Origin of the sequence: Paenibacillus sp. OAE614 (assembly GCF_040546645.1) — a bacterium.
GTDB classification, from domain to species: Bacteria; Bacillota; Bacilli; order Paenibacillales; family Paenibacillaceae; genus Paenibacillus_AQ; species Paenibacillus_AQ favisporus.
Genome location: NZ_JBEPOD010000001.1, coordinates 4,719,118 through 4,740,520, shown reverse-complemented (window position 1 = coordinate 4,740,520; position 21,403 = coordinate 4,719,118). Strand labels below are relative to the sequence as shown.

The following is a 21,403-nucleotide window of genomic DNA, read 5'->3' as shown; positions in this document are numbered from 1 at the left end:
GTATGTTATTCTGTACTTCATCTATGGACCGACAGCGAGTGATTACAAGTCATTTCATAGAATCGGGGTGTTATGTTGTGAAAAGAATACCGGCAGTCGTCAGCATCGTTTGTGCCGTGCTGGGAAGCGGGGCCATTCTGCTGTCAGGAGTTCATACAAGCAGCGGCATGGAGCAGTGGCAGCCGCTCAACGGCAGGGTTGAAAGCGTACTGAACGAAAAAGCGGGCGGTTCGGCAGGCGAATTGCCTAAAGGCGCCGCGGCAGCGGATGACAAACAAAAGCAGGAGCAAGGTTCTAAGCAGGACGCCAACCCGGCTGCCAAACAGGATTCCGTACCCTCGGGATCCGCGCAGGCGAATGAACGCCGAAATACGGCAGATAAAGCGCAGAGTTCGGGGGATGAAGCGGCGGCGGGCCAAGCGGCAAACGGAAGCACCTATTCTGACGCTGGACTTGCGGCGAATGCGGCTTCAGGGCCGGCAGGAACTTCGTCCGAGCAGCCACCGGCTGGAGGTTCGGCCGACGCGGAGTCCGGTTCGCAGACAGATGCCGGAGCGCAGGGCAAAAAGGTCAACGTCAATACTGCAGGACTAACGGAGTTGACCGATCTTCCAGGAATCGGTGAGGCCAAGGCCAAAGCCATTTTGGAATACCGCAATCAGCACGGACCGTTCAAATCGGTTGCGGATTTGGACAAGGTCAAAGGCATCGGACCCAAAATGCTGGAAAAAATGAAGCCGTACATACAGCTGTAGGTTATCCGTTAGGCGCTAAATGCTTGTCTCCTATGTAGGTATATCGGTAAACGTTTTTCTTGTGATACAATATGTACACATTCTACGGAAATCAGGTGATGGATTCATGACGGTTGATACCCGAAAAGACTGGGACACATACTTTATGGATATTGCATATATGGTATCGACGCGTTCCCGCTGTTCCCGGCGCCATGTCGGAGCCGTGCTCGTTCAAGGGAAGAAGCTGCTCGGCACCGCTTATAACGGAGCGCCGATGGGCGTGCCGGACTGCTCGGAAGCGGGGTGCATGATCGCTGAGGAGTACGAGCTTGTGGACGTGGACGGTAAGCAGGAAATGGTGAAAAAGCAGCGCTGCGTCCGGACGATTCATGCCGAGCAAAACCTGCTGCTGTTCACCGACCGCATCGACCGGGAAGGCAGCTCCGTCTATGTTACGGACGAGCCCTGCTGGACCTGCGCCAACATGCTGGCGAACAGCGGCGTGACCGAGATCGTGTATCACCGTCCGTATCCTAAGGATACGGAGAAGGTGACGGAAATGATGCGGCAGAAGGGCATTACCTTCCGCCGGCTGCCCGTCTATGAGCCGCCACGGGAAACGGTGATGACGGTGGCGGATTAAAAATTGGCGGTAAGACTGAACATACGGTTACTCAGGAATATTCGGAAATATGGAATAAACCATCATTAGGGGAAGGACCTCTGTCCGCAGCTCAGCTGCCGGCAGGGGTCCTTTTTTGGTTTCCGTAAAGAAGGCGCAGGCGAAGTGCGCTTGAGAAACCGTCGGAAGCCTATATGTAAAGAAGGGAAGTGTGTGATATGAAACAAAGACCGCTGATCGTATTCACGGTAAGCTGGATCGCCGGCAGCAGCGCAGCGTATGCCTGTTCGGGTTCAAGGCTGCTTCTCCTGCTCGCAGGCGCATCGCTGCTGCTGGCAGCGCTCGGTATGTACCGGAGAGACTTCCTCCGGACCGTGATCATCATCTGGTGCGCCTTGGCGACGTCGGGAGCGTATTGGGAGCTGCAGGAAGCCGCAAATATATCCAAGCTTCCCGAAGCCCTTCAGGCGGCTGATGCTGCCCAAATGGACGGAGCCAGTGTCCGAATGACAGGCATGATCGCCTCCGCCGTCGAAGTCGACGGGGACCGAGCCGATTTTGTCATGAGCGTTCGGCAAGCGGTACCTATCGGCGGGACCGCAGCCAGCGGTAAACCCAACTCACGCGATGCCGGAACGAGTATGGGCAGCGAGCGTACGGTGTCCGAAAAGGTCATGGTACAGGTCAAGCTAAAAAGTCGGCAGGAGCAGGAAGCTGCCCGCCAATGGCAGCGGGGGGACCGGGTCCGGATTTCCGGCAGCTTCACGCAGCCGCAGAGCGCCCGGAACTTCGGCGGCTTCGATTACCGTCAGTACCTGGTGACCCAGAAAATTCACTGGTTGTTTAAAGCCGCCGGTGCCTCCAATGTCCAGGCTTCAGCTCCGTCCGGCTTTGGCATGACCCTTCTTCTGCGCTGGAACGATCAGGCGAGGAACAGCTTGAGCGGAATGATCGACCGGATTTTTCAGGAACCTCATGCCGGTTATATGAAGGGGCTGATCATTGGGCTTCAAGACGATCTGGATCCCGAAACCTACGCAGAATTCTCCCAACTGGGCCTGACTCATATTTTGGCAATCTCGGGTATGCACGTCGCCGTGTACGTTGGCTGTTTGCTCTATATCTTTTCCCTGCTGCGCCTCTCCCGTGAAAAATCGCTGCTGCTTGTCATGCTGCTCGTGCCCCTGTACGTTCTTCTGTCCGGTGTCAGTCCGTCCGTCGTGCGGGCGGGGATTATGAGCATGATCGGGCTGTATGCAGCCAGAAAGGGGATGCTGAAGGACGGATTGAACATCCTCAGCGCGGCGGCGCTGCTCATGCTGCTCTGGAATCCATATTATCTGCTGAGCGTAAGCTTCCAGTTGTCGTTTCTCGTGACGGCAGGCCTGATGGTCTATGTTCCCTTGATACATCCGCAGCTGTCCTTCCTGCCGTCCAAAATCGCCGGTGCGGTCGGCGTTACCCTCATTGCCCAACTCGTGTCTTTTCCGCTGACGATCTATTATTTCAATCAGTTTTCTTTACTATCGTTTGCGGCCAATTTTGTGCTCGTTCCTTTCATTACCTTCCTCGTTCTCCCTGTGGGGACGGTGGCGCTGCTTATCGGTTCGCTATGGCTGCCCGGGGGCAAGATGCTGGCGGCGGCAGCCGAGTGGTTGGACGATCTGTCTTTCTGGCTGGTGAAATGGATGAACGGGTATCCGCAATTCGTGACGATCTGGAAGTCACCTTCGTCGGTTTGGATTGCTTCCTATTTTATAGCGCTTTATGGGCTGCTCTATTCCGGAAAAGGGTGGTCGCTCAGCCGGCGGCAGATGGCAGTGGAGCCGGACGCGACCGTGCCGCTGGGTGTGCCCCCTGCAGCCCGCCGGCCGGAAGCGGCTTTGCCGTCCCGGACGAAAACCCGGCTTGCCGCTGGAGCGCTTGGGGGACTATGCATACTCATCGTTCTTCTGTACGCGGGATACCAGCCTGAGCACTTCCGCGGGGCAGGAGCGGTGCAGGTGCTGGACGTGGGGCAGGGTGACAGCATTTTGATCACGACTCCGCAAGGAAAGCACCTCCTGGTCGACGGGGGCGGAACCGTCAGCTTCCGTAAGGCGGAGGACGGGTGGAAGGAGCGGAAGCAGCCGTTTGAGGTCGGCGCCAAGGTTCTCGTTCCATTATTAAAGAAGCGGGGAATCCATAGGCTGGACGCGGTCATCGTAACACACGGGGACCAAGATCACGCCGGAGGCATGCAGGCGGTGCTGGAACAGATTCCGGTCGGGGCGTTTTTATTCAATGGGACGATGGCCGGTACGGCTGCTTTTGATCGGCTGATGGCTGCCGCCGTAGACAAGCATATTCCGATTTATGCCATTCACCAAGGAATGAACTATGCCCCGGACGGCCGGACGCAGCTGGTTTTTCTCGGCCCGATCCTGTCGCAGACCGATCAGGAGGCGCTGCCGGTCGTCAAGGACCAGAACCATGACTCGGTCGTGTTCCTGCTCGAAATGAACGGGGGACGCTTCCTGTTCACCGGAGATATGGACAAGGCGTCCGAGAAGCAGATTCTTGAGACACTGGACTCTGGCCGGCTTGGTGAGGCGGTGGCGGATCATGGGCAAGCCATCGATGATCGTGCACTGCAAACCGCAGGCGGGCTGCTGGAAGCACCCGTGGATGTGATCAAAATTGCGCACCACGGCAGCAAGACAGCCAGTTCGGCGGAATGGCTGAGCCGGTGGAAGCCCGCAGCCGCCGTGATTTCGGCCGGCGTGAACAATCTGTACGGCCATCCGCATGCCGATGTGCTGCAGCGGATTTCCGAGGAAGGAGCGGCCGTTTACAGGACCGATCTGCAGGGGGAAATCCAATTTTCGGTAAAATCCGGGAAAATCCGTGTCAGAACCAAGCTGATAACAAAATCGTAATGATTTGTCTATGAAAAACGCTTAGAATGATGAAGTTGGCCGCAGAATCTTCAGGTGACTCCGCCTCTGGAATTTGGTATTCTTAATTGTGGTTTTCATCAGCAGAGATGAAGTAAAACGGTGGTGTCACCCTTGACGTACATACCTTCCGGATTTTTACGGGAAGCAGATTTAACAAAACGATTACGGGTGGATCGAAGCAGAAGAAAAAACCGCTTTCGGTTGAAGGTTATATCCGGTTTTTTTAGGAATGGCAAGCACTCCCGGGGCCTGCCTTTTCAGCAACTTTAAAAATGTGGTTACAAATTGCAACAATTTGCTGGTCTTACACGTCTGTAAGATTGCAGGGAGAGGGGGATCCTTTGTGGTAGAGCAGGGACTCATCAGAGCCGCTCAATCGGGCGATCGCGACGCTCTAATCACCCTATTAAGAGAAATTGAACAACATGTTTACAGGACAGCTTTTTATATTCTGAATAATGAGCAGGATGCGCTCGACGCTTCCCAGGAAGCATTGATTCGGATTTATACCAAAATCGATTCCTATGAAGAGAAGGCACAGTTTAAAACGTGGATACAGCGGATCGTCACGAACATCTGTATCGACAAGTTCCGGCGGACGAAGCCTACGGTTTCGATCGACGAACATGAGCTCGTTTTTCAGGACAAACAGAATGTTGAGAAAGAGGTTCTATCCTCTTATTTGGCCCAGGACATCCAGGAGGCCATCAATCAACTGCCGGATCATCACCGGACTGTGATCGTCCTTAGATATTTGCAGGATTTCTCCTACAATGAAATCGCTGACTGTCTCAACCTGCCGCTGAATACGGTGAAATCCTATTTATTCAGGGCCAGACAGCAGCTGCAGAACATGCTCCAAGAGCATCAGAAAGGTGGTGTATCAGGATGAAGTGTCCAGAGGTGGTGGAGTGGATGCACCGTTACTTGGATTACGACTTGGACGAAGAGGAAACCGTAAAGCTCTATGAACATTTGAAGACATGCCCTGAGTGTGCGGATACCTTTCGGCTGCTGAAATCGTTGTCCAGAGACCTCGAAGATTTGCCAAAAGTAACGCCTAAGTTCAGTCTCGTCGATGCCATCATGCCTCAGCTGGATGCGATCGATCAGGCGCGCCACGAGAAGAGCGCATCGCTCGAAGAAATGCCGGCGCCAGCCGAAATGGTACCTGTTCCGTCCCGTCCGGCCCGCAAGGGCAAGTTCTGGAATACGGTAGCTGGACGTACAGCGCTCGGAGGCGCTGCGGCTGTAGTCATTCTTGGGGTGGCGGTGCTGAATTACAATCCGAAGCAACTATCTACGGCGGAAGAGCCGCCTGTTAGTACGGCAGCCTCCAACGAGGCAGGCAGCATGGACGCGGCGGCGACCTCAGGCGCTGAACAATCGAAGAGCAATGTTGTCGAACAAGATACAGGTTCTTCCGAGCCCGCACAGGGTCCTTCAGATGAGAAAACGCCGGCATCATCGGATCCTTCGCAGCTCAGCGAGAGCCAGATTGGCGGCAGCGACACAGCGTCTAGCGACAAGGCCACAGGCCAGGAAGCCCAGACCTATGCTCAGCAGCAGGACTCGTCCAACACTCCGGCCCAGGATCAGGAGACCAGCCGGAAAGCGGACACCGGCAGCCAGGACAATGCCGGCAAAGCCGGGTCCACCGAATCGGCTGACAATAGCACCGGCAAGCAGGAAGGGGATGGGGGCCAGGCGACGCTAAGCGCTCCAACCGACACGGAGAGCCCGCCTCCGAAGGGGGATGAGGTTCAGAAGGACATCGTTCCTCCGAATGGAGACGGTGGTCAAGCGGCCGATAGCACTGCCCCTGAGGTTAACGGATCTCAAGAAGGCGACACGTCGGGACAAATGGGCATTATGGCCATTAAGCCTAAGGAAGATTCGAACAAGTTCTATTCTCCTGACGGTCAGTATGCGGCCTCTGTCGAAAACAAAAAGCTGGTCATTTACAGCGTAACTTCGGACGGAAGCTCGAAGCAGGTAAGTTCCCTTGATCTGCCGGGAACGTGGGTATCGGGCGTGTGGTCTGCCGACAGCACCGTGTTTACGTACCAGACCACGGATGCCAGCGGCTCGACGGTAAGCCAGACGTATCAGGTGGGCAAACAGGACGGCTCCACACCGTAAGCCGCCTGATGACAAAGCATAAAAAAATGTGCTGCTCATGATGCACACATGATAGAGATATGGAATAGGTTATACTACGCAGGATCCAAAACGTCGTATGACCACCGGCGGTTAAGTTTCTAGAGCTTTTCACGCTGGTGTTTATAATAGATGTGCTGGAACAAAGGGACCTTATGCGAACAGCAGGGGTCCTTTTGTTGTTGCGCGACCCGTAATTCGGCCTGCCGGGGGGAGACCTGTTTTTCTTCCCCGCCGTTTTTGGTAAAATGGGTGTAGCGCTTTTTTTGGCCGGATGGACGGGGCATCGGAATGATGTACCTTGCGGAACGGGATTAGCAGATATCAATGGGCATGGATAGAGAGAAGGGGGAGCAACAATGGATGTAAAGGCGGCGGTGAAAGCGATCAGGCAGGGTGATGTATCGCCGGTCTACCTCCTGTACGGAACCGAGAAATACCAGATGAATGAATTTACCTCACTGATGGAGGACCAGCTGCTGCAGAAGGAGGAGAGGGATTTCGCGATCGTACACTATGATCTGGCCGACACCCCGATCCAGGAAGTGGTGGAAGAGGCCGAGATGATTCCTTTTATGGTGCAGCGAAAGCTAATTTTTGTCCGGGATGCTTCCGTATTTACTGCAGGAAAGGATTCAGGCAAAGTCGAACACCGCATGGAATCGCTGCTCGAATACATAAGTAATCCGGCGGAATACAGCGTGCTGATCTTCCTGGTGAACAACGAGAAGCTGGACGAGCGCAAAAAGGTCGTTAAGGCGGTGAAAAGCGCCGGCACGGTGCTTTCCTTTATGCCGATGGGCAGCGACGAGCTGCTGCGGTGGATCGAGAAGAAGGCCAAGCAGCGCGAATGCAGCTTCGCCACGGGGGCGGCGGAGATGCTGGTCCGCAACGCGGGCACACAGCTGCAGACGCTTGCAGCCGAAGTGGACAAGCTGTGCCTGTATGCTGGCAGCGGCGGCACCGTGACGACGGACATTGTGGACCGGCTGGTGGCGCGGAGCACGGAGCAGAACGTATTTGCCCTCGTTGAGGAGATCGCCAATCTGCGGCTGGATCAGGCGCTGGGCATCTTCTATGAGCTGCTGAAGCAGAAGGAGGAGCCGATCAAAATCGCCGCGCTGATCGCCCGCCAATTCCGCATTATTTTGCAGGTGAAGGACCTCGGCGGCCAAAGCTATTCGCAGCAGCAAATCGCTTCCCAACTGGGACTGCATCCTTATGCGGTCAAGATTGCCGGGGAGCAGGCGCGCAAGTTTCAGCCGAACCAGCTGAAGGCGATCCTCAGCAGGCTCGGAGATCTCGATTACCAGATGAAGACCGGGGCTATTGATAAAGTGCTCGGTTTGGAGCTGTTCCTGCTCAGACTGGCGGGGTAGCGGAACAATTGAATAGCTGTGAAAGAGGCACCGTTTTTACGCTTTGGAGCGTAAGGGCGGTGTTTTTTATTTTATTATTCATTCCTTCGAGTCAATATTTTCATGGATTTAAATGCGTTGGAATAAATGAATGAATTTTTTTATGATGGGTTTGACATCAGTAAATATTCTCGTCTTTTATAGAGGAAGGAGCTTGCTATCATGTTCAAACTGATCTATCTGATTGATTTTATCGTCTTGTTTCTCTTGATTGTGATGTGGGCGGTGATAGCGAATCGTTTGAGCCGTCTACCCTACCGGTCCACAAAAAAGGAGCTGCAGCGAAGTATCGCCCGGTTAATGATCCCTTTCTTTATCGCTCAAGGTCTGGTCATTTTCGAAGTCGTCATCCTGTTTTTATTAGGGATGTATGGATGGGAATTTATAAAAGAGAAGGTCCTCCTTACCATGCCGCTGTTCATTCCTTCGGCAATCTCTACGATAGTACCCCTTTCGATGCTGCGCAAGATCACCAGCCGAATACCGGAAAATCTCCAATCCACTGTAGACGAAACGGATCGGAAGGTCCTCACCTCACCTGGGCTCATGCTTCCCGTGCAAGCTGCTCTGATCAGTTCGATCGCAGGCTGTTACTTTTCTTATGTTGTTTACCCGTTTCAGTTAAATGTGTTACATGCCGTTATTCTATGGCTGTCCTTCGCTGCGGTTATCGTTGTTTTGTGGTTTCGGCAACAACGCCTCAGCCGAAAACGGGTCAAAGCCAATTATGCAATGACGGTATCTACAAGACTTCAGCATGCGGTAATCTCCAGTGCCTGCCTTGCGATTCTCATTGGCGGCTGGTACGCCTTTTCGATGAAAGCATCCGTACTGCCTGACCATATGAATATGGGCAGCATGGATCACGAAATGGATATGCAAGCGATGAATCATTCCATGAACCATACCATAAGTAATACCATGAACGTTAAAGAAATAAGCGTAACCGCATTAACAGGTCCTCAAACCGAGAAAGCAGACCGCCATTTCGAATTGGTCGCCCAGAAGAAGCAAGTGAAATTAAGTTCCGGCAAGACGATGGAGGGCTGGACCTTTAACGGGATTGCCCCGGGGCCGGAATTACGCGTGAAACAAGGGCAGATTGTTGAAGTTGTTTTGAAAAATAAAGATATTGAAGAGGGGGTGACGATTCACTGGCATGGCTATAATGTGCCAAATGCAGAGGACGGAGTTGCCGGGGTGACCCAAGATTCTGTGCCGCCCGGTGGAGCGCATGTATACCGTTTCGAAGCCAAACAAGCGGGAACGTATTGGTACCACTCCCATCAACAATCGGCCAAACAAGTGATCAAAGGGCTGTTCGGTTCGCTCATCGTTGAACCAAACGATCTTCCCCAGCTCAATACGAAGGACATCACCGTACTAAGCCACGCTTGGCAATTGTCGGACGGCAGCGCATTAACCCCGACGTATGGGCTAAAGGACACGCTGGATCGTCAAACGATTCCAGCCGGCACCCAGGTCAAATTGCGTCTGATTAACGCCCAGAACTACCCGCAAACGTTCCAACTATCGGGAGTCCCGTTCGAAGTGACGGCTATTGACGGCAACGAGATTCACTCGCCCACCGACATAAAGGATCAGAAGCTAATGATCGCCGGCGGAGGACGATATGATATTTTATTCACCATGCCCAAAACGCCTGTAAGATTGAGCAGCCGAAGTGAGGCAGGCGTCACCCCGGGTATCGTTTTTAGTGAGGCGGTCACCCATTCAACCCCGGCTATAAATGAAAAAAATTCTGTCTTTGATCCGGGGACATACGGGGAGAAGCAACCGACTCCTTTCGGCATCCACAGCAAGTTTGACCGTACCTTCAACATCGTTTTGGATTCGCGCCTCGGGTTCTATAATGGTAAAATATACGCTTTATATACCATTAACGGACGCGTCTTTCCGGACACACCTATGTTAACGGTCAAAGAAGGTGATCTGGTAAAAACAACTTTTATTAACCGCGGGTGGGATCATCATCCGATGCATCTTCATGGGCATACGATGCTCGTCCTCAGCCGGAACGGAAAACCAACGACAGGGAGCCCTTGGTGGACCGATTCGCTGGATGTCGCTCCCGGTGAAGTCTATGAAGTTGCGTTTCAGGCAGATAATCCGGGGATCTGGATGGATCATTGCCATAATTTATGGCATGCCGAAAAGGGAATGACGATGCACTTGTCCTATGAAGGGATCTCCACACCGTTTGAGGTCGGAAAGAAAACATCCAACCAGCCGGAATAAGTCATGGGTTCACCCTGAGCTATATTTTAACTAGACACAGCGGGTCGAAGTTAAATCTCGGTTTGAGCCATGTTCCGGAAGTGCTCGATGATGACTTGGCGGAATTCCTTGGCTGCATTTGTAAAATAGCGGCTCTGGTGTCTTGTCAGCCCAATTTCCCGTGTACACACCGGATCCTCGATTTGCAGGCAAGCCACGTTGGCACGGGACCCCGCTTGTAATGCGGATTCGGGTATAAAGGCAATGCCAAGCCCAGTTAGGACCAAAGGACCCAAGGTTGCGGGCTCATCGCCTTCATAAGCGTTACTGGGTACAAATCCGGCCTGTTCGCAATAACGATCCATCAAGTCGCGGATCCCGTAACCCTTTTTTAAACTGACGAACCGTTCCTCCTTAAGTTCGGATAAACGAATTCGGCTTCTGCCCGCCAGCCGGTGGGTTGCCGGAACGGTCACATAGATCTGCTCTTGGAAAACGACATCGCATACGAGTTCGCTGCCCAGAATGGGTGGGGAAGACAAACAAAAATCAACCTCACCCTTCTTTACCCGGGTTTCCATTTCATGGGTTCCCAGCTGCTCTACATGGAACTGAACCTGCGGCCGAATTTCACGAAATCGGTTAAGAATATCGGGCAGCATGTAAGCCGTGTTAACGGCCAGCGTCAGTGTTCCGTAATCAGCACTGGTCATATCCGCGATTTCGCGTTTACCTTCCTCCAATTCAAACAAAGCCCGCTCGACACGTTGATAAAAAGAACGGCCAAACGCATTTAGCCGTAGATTGCGGCCGCTTCTGTCGAATAAAGGGGCGCCCAGGTCTTCTTCCAACCGCTGAATCGTCTTACTGAGCGAAGACTGGGTAACATGTAATTCCCCCGCAGCCCCGGTCATATGTTCCAAACGAGCTACCGTACGAAAGTACTCAAGCTGAAGCAGTTCCAAAGTATATGCACCTCACATTCCTGTGGATCTATTTTATTATAGATAAAAATAGACTCATGTGAATCAATAAATGATGAAGAGGGAAAGGAGGCATATTATTGTGCCTTAACCGGGGTGCGAGGCTATTTCTCCAATTCAGATTGTCCTCCGGCAAGTGTGCAGCATATTCTACCTTATGATTGTTCCAGACCAAAAACTATATAGAAATGGTGGAGTTCGCATGCGCTGGTTAGAAGTGAAGCAGAGAGGCCCGCTCGACGGGAGCGTGATCATTCCAGGGTCCAAGAATAGTTCCCTCGCCCTCATCGCCGCTGCCGTTCTTGGAGACACACCGACAATACTGGAGGGCATACCGGATATTAACGATATCCGCGCCATTGGAGAAATTGGAAGCCGCATCGGCCTGCAGGTAAGCAAAAATGATGACGGCCATTTTGTTGTGGATTCATCCCGGATTCATTCATCCGTCCTCGATCAGGCGCTGACGTCTTCGTTCCGCGCTTCCTATTATCTGATCGGGGGGCTTCTCAGTAAGTACAAGCGGGTGACGCTCGGTTATCCGGGGGGTGATAATTTCGTGGAGCGGCCCATTGACCAGCATATGAAAATATTCAAGGCGTTCGGGGCGGACGTGACCCTGGAAGAGAAACAGTACACGGTATCGGCGGAAAAACTCACGGGCACCGATTTTTGCTTCGATCTGCTGACATCCGGCGCAACGATCAATGCGGTGCTGCTCGCTTCGCTGGCGGCCGGAATAACCCATCTGCACAACTGTGCGACGGATCCGGAAGTGGTGGACGTCTGCCAGCTGCTGAACCGGATGGGAGCCGACATCACCGGAGCCGGTACGGACACGATCCGTATACGCGGCGTGAAGTCTCTGACAGGATGCCGGTATCGGGTGATCCCCGATCGTCTCATTGCGGGGGCGTTTATGATGACGGTGGGCATTACGGGCGGCACGCTGACCCTGAAGCAGGTCATTCCCGAGCATGTGCGGTCCATCATGGCCAAGCTGAGCGAAATCGGCATTGAATTTGAAAGCGGGAACGATTACATTATCGCCAGCAGCCAGGGGAATATCAAGCCGACGCGGGTACGGACGGGCATGTATCCCGTGTTCAACTCCGACATGCAGCAGCCGATTACGAGCCTGCTCCTGAAGGCGCCGGGCTACAGTGCCGTCAGGGAAAAGGTGTACCCGTACCGTTTCAGCCATGTCGCCCAATTAAACCGGCTTGGCGCCGATATCCAGGCGAAGAACGGCTATGCCATCATTAAAGGCGGCAGACCGCTGCACGGCGGCTATGCCCACGCGACCGATGTCCGGGCAGGAACCTGTCTAATCATGGCCGGCCTGCAGTCGGAGCAGGCGACGCGAATCACGGGCATCGAGCATATTGAGCGCGGCTATGAGGACGCGGTGCATTTGTTCGGCCAGGCGGGGATCGGTCTGGTGATCCACGAAGGCGAACCCGCTCCGGACGGCACGGAATATACGACAACGGCGTGAGCGCCGGCCGGCTGCAAAGGGCTGTTTTAGCTTACGTGTTCTTGACGGCAAACAGCCCCCAAACCGGAAGAACGGCAGCGGGGGCTGTTTCGATTTGTTTTATGATTCGGATCAATCTTATACGAGACACAAAACGGTTCTAGCCGTCAATCGCTTTAGTCGAGGCCTGCTGAGCGGACAAGCTCCCGAAACGCTGGGACCAGTAGGCGAGGCCCATCGTCAGCAGCAGGAATAACCCTGTAATGAGGAACACGGTATGAATGCTGAACACGCCGCTGATTGCACCCCCCGCAAGCGGTCCCAGCATGCCGCCAAGCTGGTTCGCGGTCTGGTTGAGGCTGAAGGCCCTTCCGCGGAAATCGCTTGGCGTAGACCGGACGACAAGACCGTTCAGCGCCGGGAACACGGCGCAGAAGAAGCAGCCGTACAGGAAGCGAACGACCGAGAACGCCCAAATGTTGTGAAACGGGATCTGGAGCAGCGAGCCTATGCCTCCGGCGAACAAGCCGATCATCAGTATTTTCTGGAACCCGACCTTGTCGGCCAGCTTGCCCCAGCGCGGGGCGAAGATGATGCTCGCAATCCCGACGAGTGAGAAGATGAAGCCCGCCAGGATGGACGCATCCGATGCCGAGTGGCCGATCTCCACAATATAGAGGGAGAGCACCGGCTCGATGGTCATGACCGAGAACTGCGTCACCATGGTGAGCACCAGAACGATCATCAGCATTTTGTTGACGGCGGCTTGTTTCAGCGTGTTAAACACCGATAGTTTGCCTTTGCTCGGGACGAATTTTTCCTCTTTAACGTAAAAGATAACGAGCAGCGTGGCCAGAAAGCACAGCACGCCTGCGCTGCCGAAGGCCAGCCGGTTGTCGAACACCTTGGAGAGCACGCCGCCGAGGAGGGGCCCCATGATGCTTCCCGTAGCCGTGGCCGTGGACATGGTGGACAGCGCGTAGCCGACCCTTTTCTCCGGGGTGTTGGTACCGACGATCGCAATGGCTCCCGGAATAAATCCGGAGAGAAGCCCCTGCAAAATACGCAGGATGAGCAGCTGCACCGGATGCGTGACAAACGCCGTCAGCAAATAAATGATGCACAGCACAAAACCTGCGCGGATGATCATCGGCTTGCGGCCGTATTTGTCGCCGACGGATCCCCAGAACGGAGATGAAAGCGCTCCCGCAAAAAACGCTGCGCTGAACAGCAGGCCGGACCACATCTCAATGTTTTTGGTGACACCGATTTCAATCAGAAACAAGGGGAGAAAGGGTACCACCATCGAGAAGCTCGAGGACACGATCAGCGAGCCAAACCATAAAACCCATAGATTTTTCTTCCAGCTTTCCATAGACGTCATCTCCTGTTAAACCTAGTATACAGCACATGGGTTGTACACTTGCTTCGTGAGGCTGTTCCGAACATGGCTGTCCGTGCTATATAAAAGAGCAAAAGGCGCGCCGCTATGGCGTTGTCAGCTCTGTACGCGTTTCGAAAGAAAATTTAAAAGTCCTGATCAGCTTGGGAGCTGCTCAGGACTTTTCCATTTCATCGTATGGATAGCGCTCCCTTAGGCTTGTGCACTGAGAGCGTTAAGTTTTTTCGCCAGGCGGGACTTCTTGCGGCTGGCTGCGTTCTTGTGGATCAGGCCTTTAGTTACGGCTTTGTCCAGTTTTTGGGATGCAGCTTGAACAGCAGCTTTAGCAGCTTCGACTTCATTATTCGTCAGCGCAGAATCGGCAGCCTTCACAGCTGTACGAAGCGCGGATTTTTGGGAAGCATTAAGCGCACGGCGTTTGTCGCTTGTTTTCACGCGTTTAACGGCGGATTTAATGTTTGGCATTGCATTCACCTCCTGTAAGGCATTCGAATAGCTCGAAATGATTCACAACTTAAAATAGTTTAGCATGGGGTACTCTAAAAAGCAATACTATCATCTCGTTCCAAAGGTTTGGATTTTAAGAGGCACATGGATCGGCGGCGTATGAACGGTGTCCGGTGTAAAAAGGTTGTGCATAAACTGGCCGCCGCTCCCGCAAACTATCCATAACAAGCCAAAGGAGGCAGATGTATATGGAGTTGGATTTGCAGCGCTATTCCGTGCGGACCGACCTGGCGGTCGACGCCAGGGAAATGGCGGGCCATGCCGGACCGATCCCGGGGGTCGATGAAGAGATTACGGAGAAGGACGGCATCAAGATTACCCGCCTTAACGTGCTGAATGAGGCCGGTTCCCAGGCCATCGGCCGCGTCAAAGGGCATTATATTACCTTAGAGGTTCCCGGACTCCGCAACGGGGACACGAAGCTGCAGGAGCAGGTAGCTGAGGCCTTCGCCCGCGAGTTTGAGGATTTCCTGGCGCTGATCGGGATTCAGAAGAAACAGACGGTTCTGATCGTCGGGCTTGGCAACTGGAATGTGACGCCCGATTCGCTGGGACCGCTTGTAGTGGAGAACGTCCTCGTCACCCGGCAGTATTTTCAGCTGATGCCGGACCAGGTAGCCCCGGGATACCGGGAAATCAGCGCCATCGCCCCGGGGGTGCTTGGACTGACGGGGATCGAGTCCAGTGAGATCGTGCAGGGTATCGTGGAACGGACGAAGCCGGATCTGATCATCGCGATCGACGCGCTGGCATCCAAATCGCTGGAGCGCGTCAACACGACGATCCAGATCGCCGACATCGGCATCCATCCCGGCTCTGGCATCGGCAACAAGCGCCGCGGCCTCACCAAGGAAGTGCTTGGCGTTCCGGTCGTTGCCATCGGGGTGCCGACCGTATGCTACGCTTCGACGATTGTGAACAATGTCATGGAGATGATGAAGAATCATTTCGGCCAGGAGACGAACCAGACCCGACAAATTATGGGGATGCTGGACGATATCAACGAACAGGAGCGCCTCGCCCTGGTCAAGGAAGTGCTCGAACCGCTCGGCCACGATCTGATCGTCACGCCGAAAGAGATTGACGAATTTATCGAAGATATCGCCAATATTGTCGCGAGCGGTTTGAACGCCGCCCTGCATGACGCGGTAGACCCCGGAAACACGGGAGCCTACACCCACTAGGAGGTGCAGCTCCTTCTCTCTCTTCTATCATAAATGAGGAAGCCCGAATCTATCGGGCTTTCTTTTTTTGGTTCTATCGAATCTCTCCGGCTCATAGAGTTGAAGTATAAGAGATTTCAGGAGGACAACAGAATGAAGAGGAATGGTTTTCAGCTTTGGAATATCGGCAAATGGAGAGCCAGACTACTGTATTTTCTGTCTATGGGACGTACCTTTGTGCTGCTGGTGGTCGGATCGCTGCTGTTTTTCTTACTTCTGGGATTGGGAGGGATGGCCGAGCAGAAAATCAACGATTCTCCGGTTTCTTCAATGAAAGGATTCGCCGGCTCCGTATCAAGCAATTTCTTCATTGATATGTTAGGCATGGAACTGCCCCACATGAATAAAGAAAAAGGGAACTCGACTTTCTCAGGGGAAAACATGACGACATTCGTATTCCAGATGCTGACCAGCGTCAACCCTAAGGATCCGAAAAGCCTGCTGGCCCGGGAAATGCCGGGCATGGGGGCGAACGATCCGGTGCTGCTGAGGCATTCGGCAGGCAATGACAACGTCGTTCCTCCCGAAGATTATAATCCGCCTGCAGAAACGGCGGGACAAACGGATTCGGCCGGACAAAGCCATAACGCTTCAGCCGATCCCCAGAAGAACGGTGCGGGTCAGGCAGAAACCGATCCCGGAAAGGTCACCGACTCCGGTAAGGGCTCGGACAAGCAGCAGGATACGCCGTCCGGTCAGGTACCGGACGCCGGCGGCAAGAAAGGTGCCGGAGAAGGAACGCCTTCCAAGGACAATGGAGATACGGGACAATCTTCGGCGGTGAACTCCAAGAACAAATCGATCCTGATCTATCACTCTCATCCGAGAGAAGCATACAACCCGCTGCTGAGTAAAACCAGCGACAACCCCAGCTCTACGTCTCCGTTGCAAAACGTGATGCTGGTCGGAAGCTATGTGGCGAAGAAGCTGGAGCAGCTCGGCATCGGCACCGCCCATTCGGAGCAGGATTACATGACGACGGTGGCCGACTATAACTATAACTTTTCCTATAAATATTCCCGCGAGACGGTGAAGGCTGCGATGAGCCAGAACAGCGGCATGAAATACCTGATCGACATTCACCGGGATTCTCAAGGGCACAGCCGGACGACGAAAGACATTAACGGCAAAAGCTACGCGCAGGTCTTCTTCATCATCGGGCACGGCAACAAAAACTGGCGCAAAAACGAAGCCTTCGCTAATTCCATCCATGAACGGCTGGAAAAAGCCTATCCCGGATTGTCCCGCGGCATTTGGGGGAAAGATTCCTCCATGGGCAACGGGGAATATAACCAATCGCTGTCGGAGAACAGCATTTTGATTGAGGTCGGCGGGATCGACAGCACCGATGCGGAGCTGAAGCGGACGTCGGAAGTATTGGCACAGACGATCGCGGACGTCTATTACGCGGATCAAAAGGCGGAAAAGGCCAGCGCCGATCAAACGGCTCCCGCCAAGAAAGATAATAAAAGCTGAGAAAGCAATGAGCCAAGGGAGGTATGGTCATGTCAAAATGGGCTAAAAAAGTGTGCGTGCTTGGAATTTGGGCAGGCATTGGCGTTCTGGTCGGCATGCAGCTGGCCAGTCCGGATGCTCCGGCGCCCGCGCCGCAGGCGCAGACGGCGGCTGCCGCCGTGCAGGCCGGGCCGCAGCAGGGAGCTTCTACGCAGCAGAGGCAACAGCTTTCCCAGCCGCGCCAAAGCTCGAACCGGTTCAAGGCGGCGGACGAGCAGCCGCAGCAAGAACAGGTCGAGGTCCAGGACTGGCATGAGAAGACTCCCGAGCAGCTGCTGGTGGACCAAGGCGGCACGCCGACGGTCGACGTGCTGGCGGATAAGACGGCAGGCCTGCTGCAGGAGCTGTCCCAAAAGGGAATCCGTCTCGTCGTCTCCCTCTTCAGCAACGTGACGGAATAATGCGTGCAGGTGGGATTGCTGGCCTTTCCTCCAACTGTTATAATGAATTGATTACACATCAGGCTGTTTTTGGGGGTAAGGCATGACAGACGTACAAGCAAGGCAAAAGAACATTCGAAATTTCTCCATTATCGCCCATATAGACCATGGCAAGTCGACGCTTGCGGACCGTATTCTTGAATATACGGGCGCCCTCACCTCGCGCGAAATGCAGGATCAGGTGCTGGACCAGATGGATCTCGAACGCGAGCGCGGGATTACCATCAAGCTTCAGGCCGTTCACCTGACTTATCGCGCCGATGACGGCGAGGAATATTTGCTGAACCTGATCGATACTCCCGGACACGTCGACTTTACGTATGAAGTTTCCCGAAGCCTGGCCGCCTGCGAAGGCGCGCTGCTCGTGGTGGACGCCGCCCAGGGAATCGAAGCGCAGACGCTGGCCAACGTCTATTTGGCACTGGATAACAACCTGGAGATTCTTCCGGTCATTAACAAAATCGACCTGCCGAGCGCCGATCCGGACCGCGTGAAGCAGGAAATTGAAGACGTTATCGGTCTGGACGCAAGCGACGCCGTTCTCGCCTCGGCGAAGGCCGGCATCGGCATCAAGGAAATTCTGGAGCAGATCGTCCAGCAGGTACCGCCGCCAAACGGTGATCCGGATCAGCCGCTGAAGGCGCTCATTTTTGACTCGCATTATGATCCTTACAAAGGCGTAATCGTGTATGTGCGCGTCATTGACGGCAGCATCAAAGCGGGCTCGAAAATCAAGATGATGGCTACGGACAAGACGTTCGAGGTCATCGAAGTCGGCGCGTTTAAACCGCGGATGACGATCGTGGAAGAGCTTAGAGTCGGCGATGTCGGCTTTATCGTTGCGGGCATTAAGCACGTGGGTGATACCCGGGTCGGCGATACGGTCACTGATGCCAAAAATCCGACACCCGAGGCGCTGCCCGGCTACCGCAAAATCAACCCGATGGTATACTGCGGTTTGTACCCGATCGAGACGTCCGATTACAATGACCTGCGCGAGGCGCTGGAGAAGCTGCAGCTGAACGACGCTTCGCTGAGCTTCGAGCCGGAGACGTCGAGCGCGCTCGGCTTCGGCTTCCGCTGCGGCTTCCTCGGGCTGCTTCATATGGAGATTATCCAGGAGCGGATCGAACGCGAATTCAACATCCCGCTCATTACGACGGCGCCGAGCGTTATTTACCGCATTACGCTGACGAACGGCGACACGATCGAAATCGACAACCCGTCCAACTATCCGGAAATCGGGAAGATCGAATACGTCGAGGAGCCATACGTCAAGGCGGCCATCATCGTGCCGAACGATTATGTGGGCACCATTATGGAGCTGTGCCAGAACAAACGCGGCGAATTCGTCAACATGGAGTACCTGGATACGACCCGGGTTACGATCACGTACGAAATTCCGCTGTCCGAAATCGTGTACGACTTCTTCGATCAGCTGAAGTCCGGCACGAAGGGCTATGCTTCCTTTGATTACGAGCTGTCCGGCTATCGCCGCTCCAACCTCGTGAAGATGGACATCCTGCTGAACGGGGAGCAGGTCGACGCGCTCTCCTTCATCGTGCACCGCGACCGCGCGTACCACCGCGGACGCGGCATCTGCGAGAAGCTGCGCGAGCTCATTCCGCGGCAAATGTTCGAGGTGCCGATCCAGGCTTCGGTCGGGACGAAGGTCGTCGCCCGCGAGACGGTCAAGGCGATGCGCAAGAACGTCCTCGCCAAGTGTTACGGCGGCGATATTTCGCGGAAGCGGAAGCTTCTCGAGAAGCAGAAGGAAGGCAAGAAGCGCATGAAGCAGGTCGGCAGCGTCGAAGTGCCGCAGGAAGCCTTTATGGCTGTCCTGAAAATCGACGACAACTAGTCGGCTTTCACCAAGCAAGTTTATAGAGAACATTGGACCATTCCACGGGAGAGCCGCTGCGGCTTTCCCTTTCTAAATATAAGGAGGGAATTTGCGATGGCGATGTTGAATCCGCAAGGGACGCCAAGAGTTAAGTATCAGGGGAACCGTAAACCCCAAGCGGTTTATCTGCACATTCCCTTTTGCACGAATAAATGCTTTTACTGCGATTTCAATTCCTATGTGCTGAAGAACCAGCCGGTGATGGATTATTTGCAGGGGCTGGAGCGGGAAATGGAACGAACCGTCAAAGAGGTTCCTCCCGGTAAAATAACGAGCATTTTCGTCGGCGGGGGAACTCCGACCGTGCTGAAGCCGGACGAAATGGAGTATTTCCTCAAGACGGTCAAGACGTATTTTCCGGACTGGTCGGAAGATATTGAATTTTCGATGGAGGCCAACCCGGGGACAACCGACCTCGAGAAGCTGGCTGTGATGAGAGCGGGCGGCGTTAACCGCGTAAGCTTCGGCGTACAGGCGTTTCAGAACGAGCTGCTGAGCGGCATCGGGCGTATCCATGATACGGATGATGTGTACCAGAGCCTGGAGAACGCGCGCAAAGCCGGCTTTGACAACATGTCGATCGACCTGATGTTCGGCCTGCCGAACCAGACGGTGGAAATGCTGGCGGAGAGCGTGAGCAAGGCGCTTGCGCTGAATCTGCCGCACTATTCGATCTACAGCCTGAAGGTTGAGGAGAACACCCTCTTCCATACGATGTACCAGAAGAATCAACTGCCGCTGCCCCATGAGGACGACGAGCTGAAGATGTATTTGCTGCTGATGGAGAAAATGAAGGAAGCGGGTTACGAGCAGTACGAAATCAGCAACTTTGCGAAGCCCGGATTCCACAGCCGCCACAATATGGCCTACTGGCTGAACGAAGATTATTACGGACTCGGCGCGGGTGCCCACGGGTATGTCGGCGGCATGCGGCATATGAATATCAAAGGGGTTAATCCGTATACGGAAGCGACCAAAGAGGGATTGCCGAGAATGGAGAGCTTCGAGGTGCCCCGGGAAGAGGCGATGGAGGATTTCCTCATGGTCGGCCTGCGTGTCTTGAAGGGAGTGTCCCGGACGCATTTCGAAGAGCAGTTCGGCGTATCGATGGAAGACATGTTTGCCAAACCGCTGCATAAAATGCTGAATGCGGGGCTGCTCGAGGAGACGGGCGACGGGTACCGCCTCAGCGAACGGGGAATCCTGTTCGGCAACGACGTTTTCGGCGAATTTATAGGCTCGCTCACCGCAAAATAACCGCTTGAACTTCTATGCGTGTTGTTGTATATTTATTCATATCATTGACAGCACGTGTGAGGGGGAATGGCGATGCCGGCGGTAGTTATTTGCCGTAAAGCGGTGCCAGAGGACGTAGAACCGCTTTTCGAAATGATCGATGGTTATGCACAGAAGGGGATCATGCTGCCGCGCTCTCGCAAAGTGCTTGAGAAGCAGCTGGACCAGTTTGTCGTGGCCGAGGCGGACGGGAAAGTGATCGGCTGCGGCTCGCTCTGCCAGTTGGGCGCAGACCTGGTGGAGATCCGCTCCCTGGGAATTGCGGAAGGGCATAAGGGTATGGGAATCGGCTCCAAACTGGTGAGCAAGCTCACGGAAGAGGCGAGAAGACAAGGCATTCCTAAAATTATGGCCCTGACGTACGAAGTATCGTTTTTTCTGAAAAACGGATTTTCGGTTGTGGAAAAAGAGATTTTTCCCGAGAAGGTTTGGACCGATTGCGTGAACTGCGCCAAGCAGCATGCATGCGATGAAATAGCTGTTCTTAAGATGCTGAACTGACTTGACAATGCTCATGTCAGTTTGGTATTTTTGTATTAACGG

Annotated in this window: 17 protein-coding genes; 14 read left to right on the top strand and 3 right to left on the bottom strand. The window is 54.1% G+C overall.

Annotated features, from left to right (window positions below; translation table 11 throughout):
* Positions 1-77: 77 nt before the first annotated feature.
* From ABIE48_RS21890 to ABIE48_RS21860, 7 genes are all read left to right on the top strand, one after another.
* Positions 78-755 (top strand): ComEA family DNA-binding protein, encoded by a 678-nt coding sequence (locus tag ABIE48_RS21890; RefSeq protein ID WP_260869331.1) that lies wholly within the window; start codon positions 78-80, stop codon positions 753-755.
* A gap of 106 nt (positions 756-861) precedes the next feature.
* Positions 862-1,380 carry a deoxycytidylate deaminase gene (locus ABIE48_RS21885; protein ID WP_076169763.1) on the top strand — a complete coding sequence of 173 codons (519 nt, stop codon included), beginning with the start codon at positions 862-864 and terminating at the stop codon, positions 1,378-1,380.
* A gap of 197 nt (positions 1,381-1,577) precedes the next feature.
* Positions 1,578-4,277 carry a ComEC/Rec2 family competence protein gene (locus ABIE48_RS21880; RefSeq protein WP_192715727.1) on the top strand — a complete coding sequence of 900 codons (2,700 nt, stop codon included), beginning with the start codon at positions 1,578-1,580 and terminating at the stop codon, positions 4,275-4,277.
* A 364-nt stretch (positions 4,278-4,641) separates the two neighbouring features.
* Positions 4,642-5,190, top strand: a complete 549-nt coding sequence (locus ABIE48_RS21875) for an RNA polymerase sigma factor (protein WP_076169765.1) — start codon at positions 4,642-4,644, stop codon at positions 5,188-5,190.
* Complete coding sequence (locus tag ABIE48_RS21870; protein ID WP_192715726.1) at positions 5,187-6,440, top strand: zf-HC2 domain-containing protein; 1,254 nt, start codon at positions 5,187-5,189, stop codon at positions 6,438-6,440. The genes ABIE48_RS21875 and ABIE48_RS21870 overlap by 4 nt, the downstream gene beginning before the upstream one ends.
* A 377-nt stretch (positions 6,441-6,817) precedes the next feature.
* Positions 6,818-7,837, top strand: a complete 1,020-nt coding sequence (gene holA, locus ABIE48_RS21865; RefSeq protein ID WP_192715725.1) for a DNA polymerase III subunit delta — start codon at positions 6,818-6,820, stop codon at positions 7,835-7,837.
* Between the two features lie 201 nt (positions 7,838-8,038).
* Positions 8,039-10,135, top strand: a complete 2,097-nt coding sequence (locus ABIE48_RS21860; protein ID WP_192715724.1) for a multicopper oxidase family protein — start codon at positions 8,039-8,041, stop codon at positions 10,133-10,135.
* 50 nt (positions 10,136-10,185) lie between these two features.
* Here ABIE48_RS21860 and ABIE48_RS21855 read toward each other — a convergent pair whose 3' ends face one another.
* Complete coding sequence (locus ABIE48_RS21855) at positions 10,186-11,079, bottom strand: LysR family transcriptional regulator (protein ID WP_192715723.1); 894 nt, start codon at positions 11,077-11,079, stop codon at positions 10,186-10,188.
* Positions 11,080-11,299: 220 nt separating this feature from the next.
* On the opposite strand from ABIE48_RS21855, the gene murA reads away from it, so the two are divergent.
* The gene (gene murA / locus ABIE48_RS21850; RefSeq protein ID WP_167527090.1) at positions 11,300-12,595 is read left to right on the top strand and encodes a UDP-N-acetylglucosamine 1-carboxyvinyltransferase; all 1,296 of its coding nucleotides are present in this window, start codon (positions 11,300-11,302) and stop codon (positions 12,593-12,595) included.
* 139 nt (positions 12,596-12,734) lie between these two features.
* Here the strand turns inward: murA and ABIE48_RS21845 are convergent, their stop codons facing one another.
* Positions 12,735-13,949 carry an MFS transporter gene (locus ABIE48_RS21845; protein ID WP_076169769.1) on the bottom strand — a complete coding sequence of 405 codons (1,215 nt, stop codon included), beginning with the start codon at positions 13,947-13,949 and terminating at the stop codon, positions 12,735-12,737.
* Between the two features lie 219 nt (positions 13,950-14,168).
* Positions 14,169-14,441, bottom strand: a complete 273-nt coding sequence (gene rpsT / locus ABIE48_RS21840) for a 30S ribosomal protein S20 (protein WP_076169770.1) — start codon at positions 14,439-14,441, stop codon at positions 14,169-14,171.
* Between the two features lie 230 nt (positions 14,442-14,671).
* On the opposite strand from rpsT, the gene gpr reads away from it, so the two are divergent.
* The 6 genes from gpr (at position 14,672) to ABIE48_RS21810 (ending at position 21,361) form a co-directional block, all read left to right on the top strand.
* Positions 14,672-15,667, top strand: a complete 996-nt coding sequence (gene gpr, locus ABIE48_RS21835) for a GPR endopeptidase (protein WP_076169771.1) — start codon at positions 14,672-14,674, stop codon at positions 15,665-15,667.
* A gap of 132 nt (positions 15,668-15,799) precedes the next feature.
* Positions 15,800-17,182 carry a stage II sporulation protein P gene (locus ABIE48_RS21830; RefSeq protein ID WP_192715722.1) on the top strand — a complete coding sequence of 461 codons (1,383 nt, stop codon included), beginning with the start codon at positions 15,800-15,802 and terminating at the stop codon, positions 17,180-17,182.
* Between the two features lie 29 nt (positions 17,183-17,211).
* Complete coding sequence (locus tag ABIE48_RS21825) at positions 17,212-17,622, top strand: hypothetical protein (protein WP_145023521.1); 411 nt, start codon at positions 17,212-17,214, stop codon at positions 17,620-17,622.
* Positions 17,623-17,704: 82 nt separating this feature from the next.
* Positions 17,705-19,522 carry a translation elongation factor 4 gene (lepA, locus tag ABIE48_RS21820; RefSeq protein WP_192715721.1) on the top strand — a complete coding sequence of 606 codons (1,818 nt, stop codon included), beginning with the start codon at positions 17,705-17,707 and terminating at the stop codon, positions 19,520-19,522.
* 102 nt (positions 19,523-19,624) lie between these two features.
* Complete coding sequence (hemW, locus tag ABIE48_RS21815; protein ID WP_192715871.1) at positions 19,625-20,821, top strand: radical SAM family heme chaperone HemW; 1,197 nt, start codon at positions 19,625-19,627, stop codon at positions 20,819-20,821.
* Between the two features lie 72 nt (positions 20,822-20,893).
* Positions 20,894-21,361, top strand: a complete 468-nt coding sequence (locus ABIE48_RS21810) for an N-acetyltransferase (protein ID WP_089548229.1) — start codon at positions 20,894-20,896, stop codon at positions 21,359-21,361.
* Positions 21,362-21,403 lie beyond the last annotated feature (42 nt).

Excerpts from the sequence above, each read along its gene's own strand:
- ABIE48_RS21885 (WP_076169763.1), top strand. The coding sequence starts at position 862 with ATGACGGTTGATACCCGAAAAGACTGGGACACATACTTTATGGATATT.
- ABIE48_RS21880 (WP_192715727.1), top strand. The coding sequence starts at position 1,578 with ATGAAACAAAGACCGCTGATCGTATTCACGGTAAGCTGGATCGCCGGC.
- ABIE48_RS21870 (WP_192715726.1), top strand. The coding sequence starts at position 5,187 with ATGAAGTGTCCAGAGGTGGTGGAGTGGATGCACCGTTACTTGGATTAC.
- holA (WP_192715725.1), top strand. The coding sequence starts at position 6,818 with ATGGATGTAAAGGCGGCGGTGAAAGCGATCAGGCAGGGTGATGTATCG.
- ABIE48_RS21860 (WP_192715724.1), top strand. The coding sequence starts at position 8,039 with ATGTTCAAACTGATCTATCTGATTGATTTTATCGTCTTGTTTCTCTTG.
- murA (WP_167527090.1), top strand. The coding sequence starts at position 11,300 with ATGCGCTGGTTAGAAGTGAAGCAGAGAGGCCCGCTCGACGGGAGCGTG.
- ABIE48_RS21845 (WP_076169769.1), bottom strand. The coding sequence starts at position 13,949 with ATGGAAAGCTGGAAGAAAAATCTATGGGTTTTATGGTTTGGCTCGCTG.
- rpsT (WP_076169770.1), bottom strand. The coding sequence starts at position 14,441 with ATGCCAAACATTAAATCCGCCGTTAAACGCGTGAAAACAAGCGACAAA.
- gpr (WP_076169771.1), top strand. The coding sequence starts at position 14,672 with ATGGAGTTGGATTTGCAGCGCTATTCCGTGCGGACCGACCTGGCGGTC.
- ABIE48_RS21830 (WP_192715722.1), top strand. The coding sequence starts at position 15,800 with ATGAAGAGGAATGGTTTTCAGCTTTGGAATATCGGCAAATGGAGAGCC.
- ABIE48_RS21825 (WP_145023521.1), top strand. The coding sequence starts at position 17,212 with ATGTCAAAATGGGCTAAAAAAGTGTGCGTGCTTGGAATTTGGGCAGGC.
- lepA (WP_192715721.1), top strand. The coding sequence starts at position 17,705 with ATGACAGACGTACAAGCAAGGCAAAAGAACATTCGAAATTTCTCCATT.
- hemW (WP_192715871.1), top strand. The coding sequence starts at position 19,625 with ATGTTGAATCCGCAAGGGACGCCAAGAGTTAAGTATCAGGGGAACCGT.
- ABIE48_RS21810 (WP_089548229.1), top strand. The coding sequence starts at position 20,894 with ATGCCGGCGGTAGTTATTTGCCGTAAAGCGGTGCCAGAGGACGTAGAA.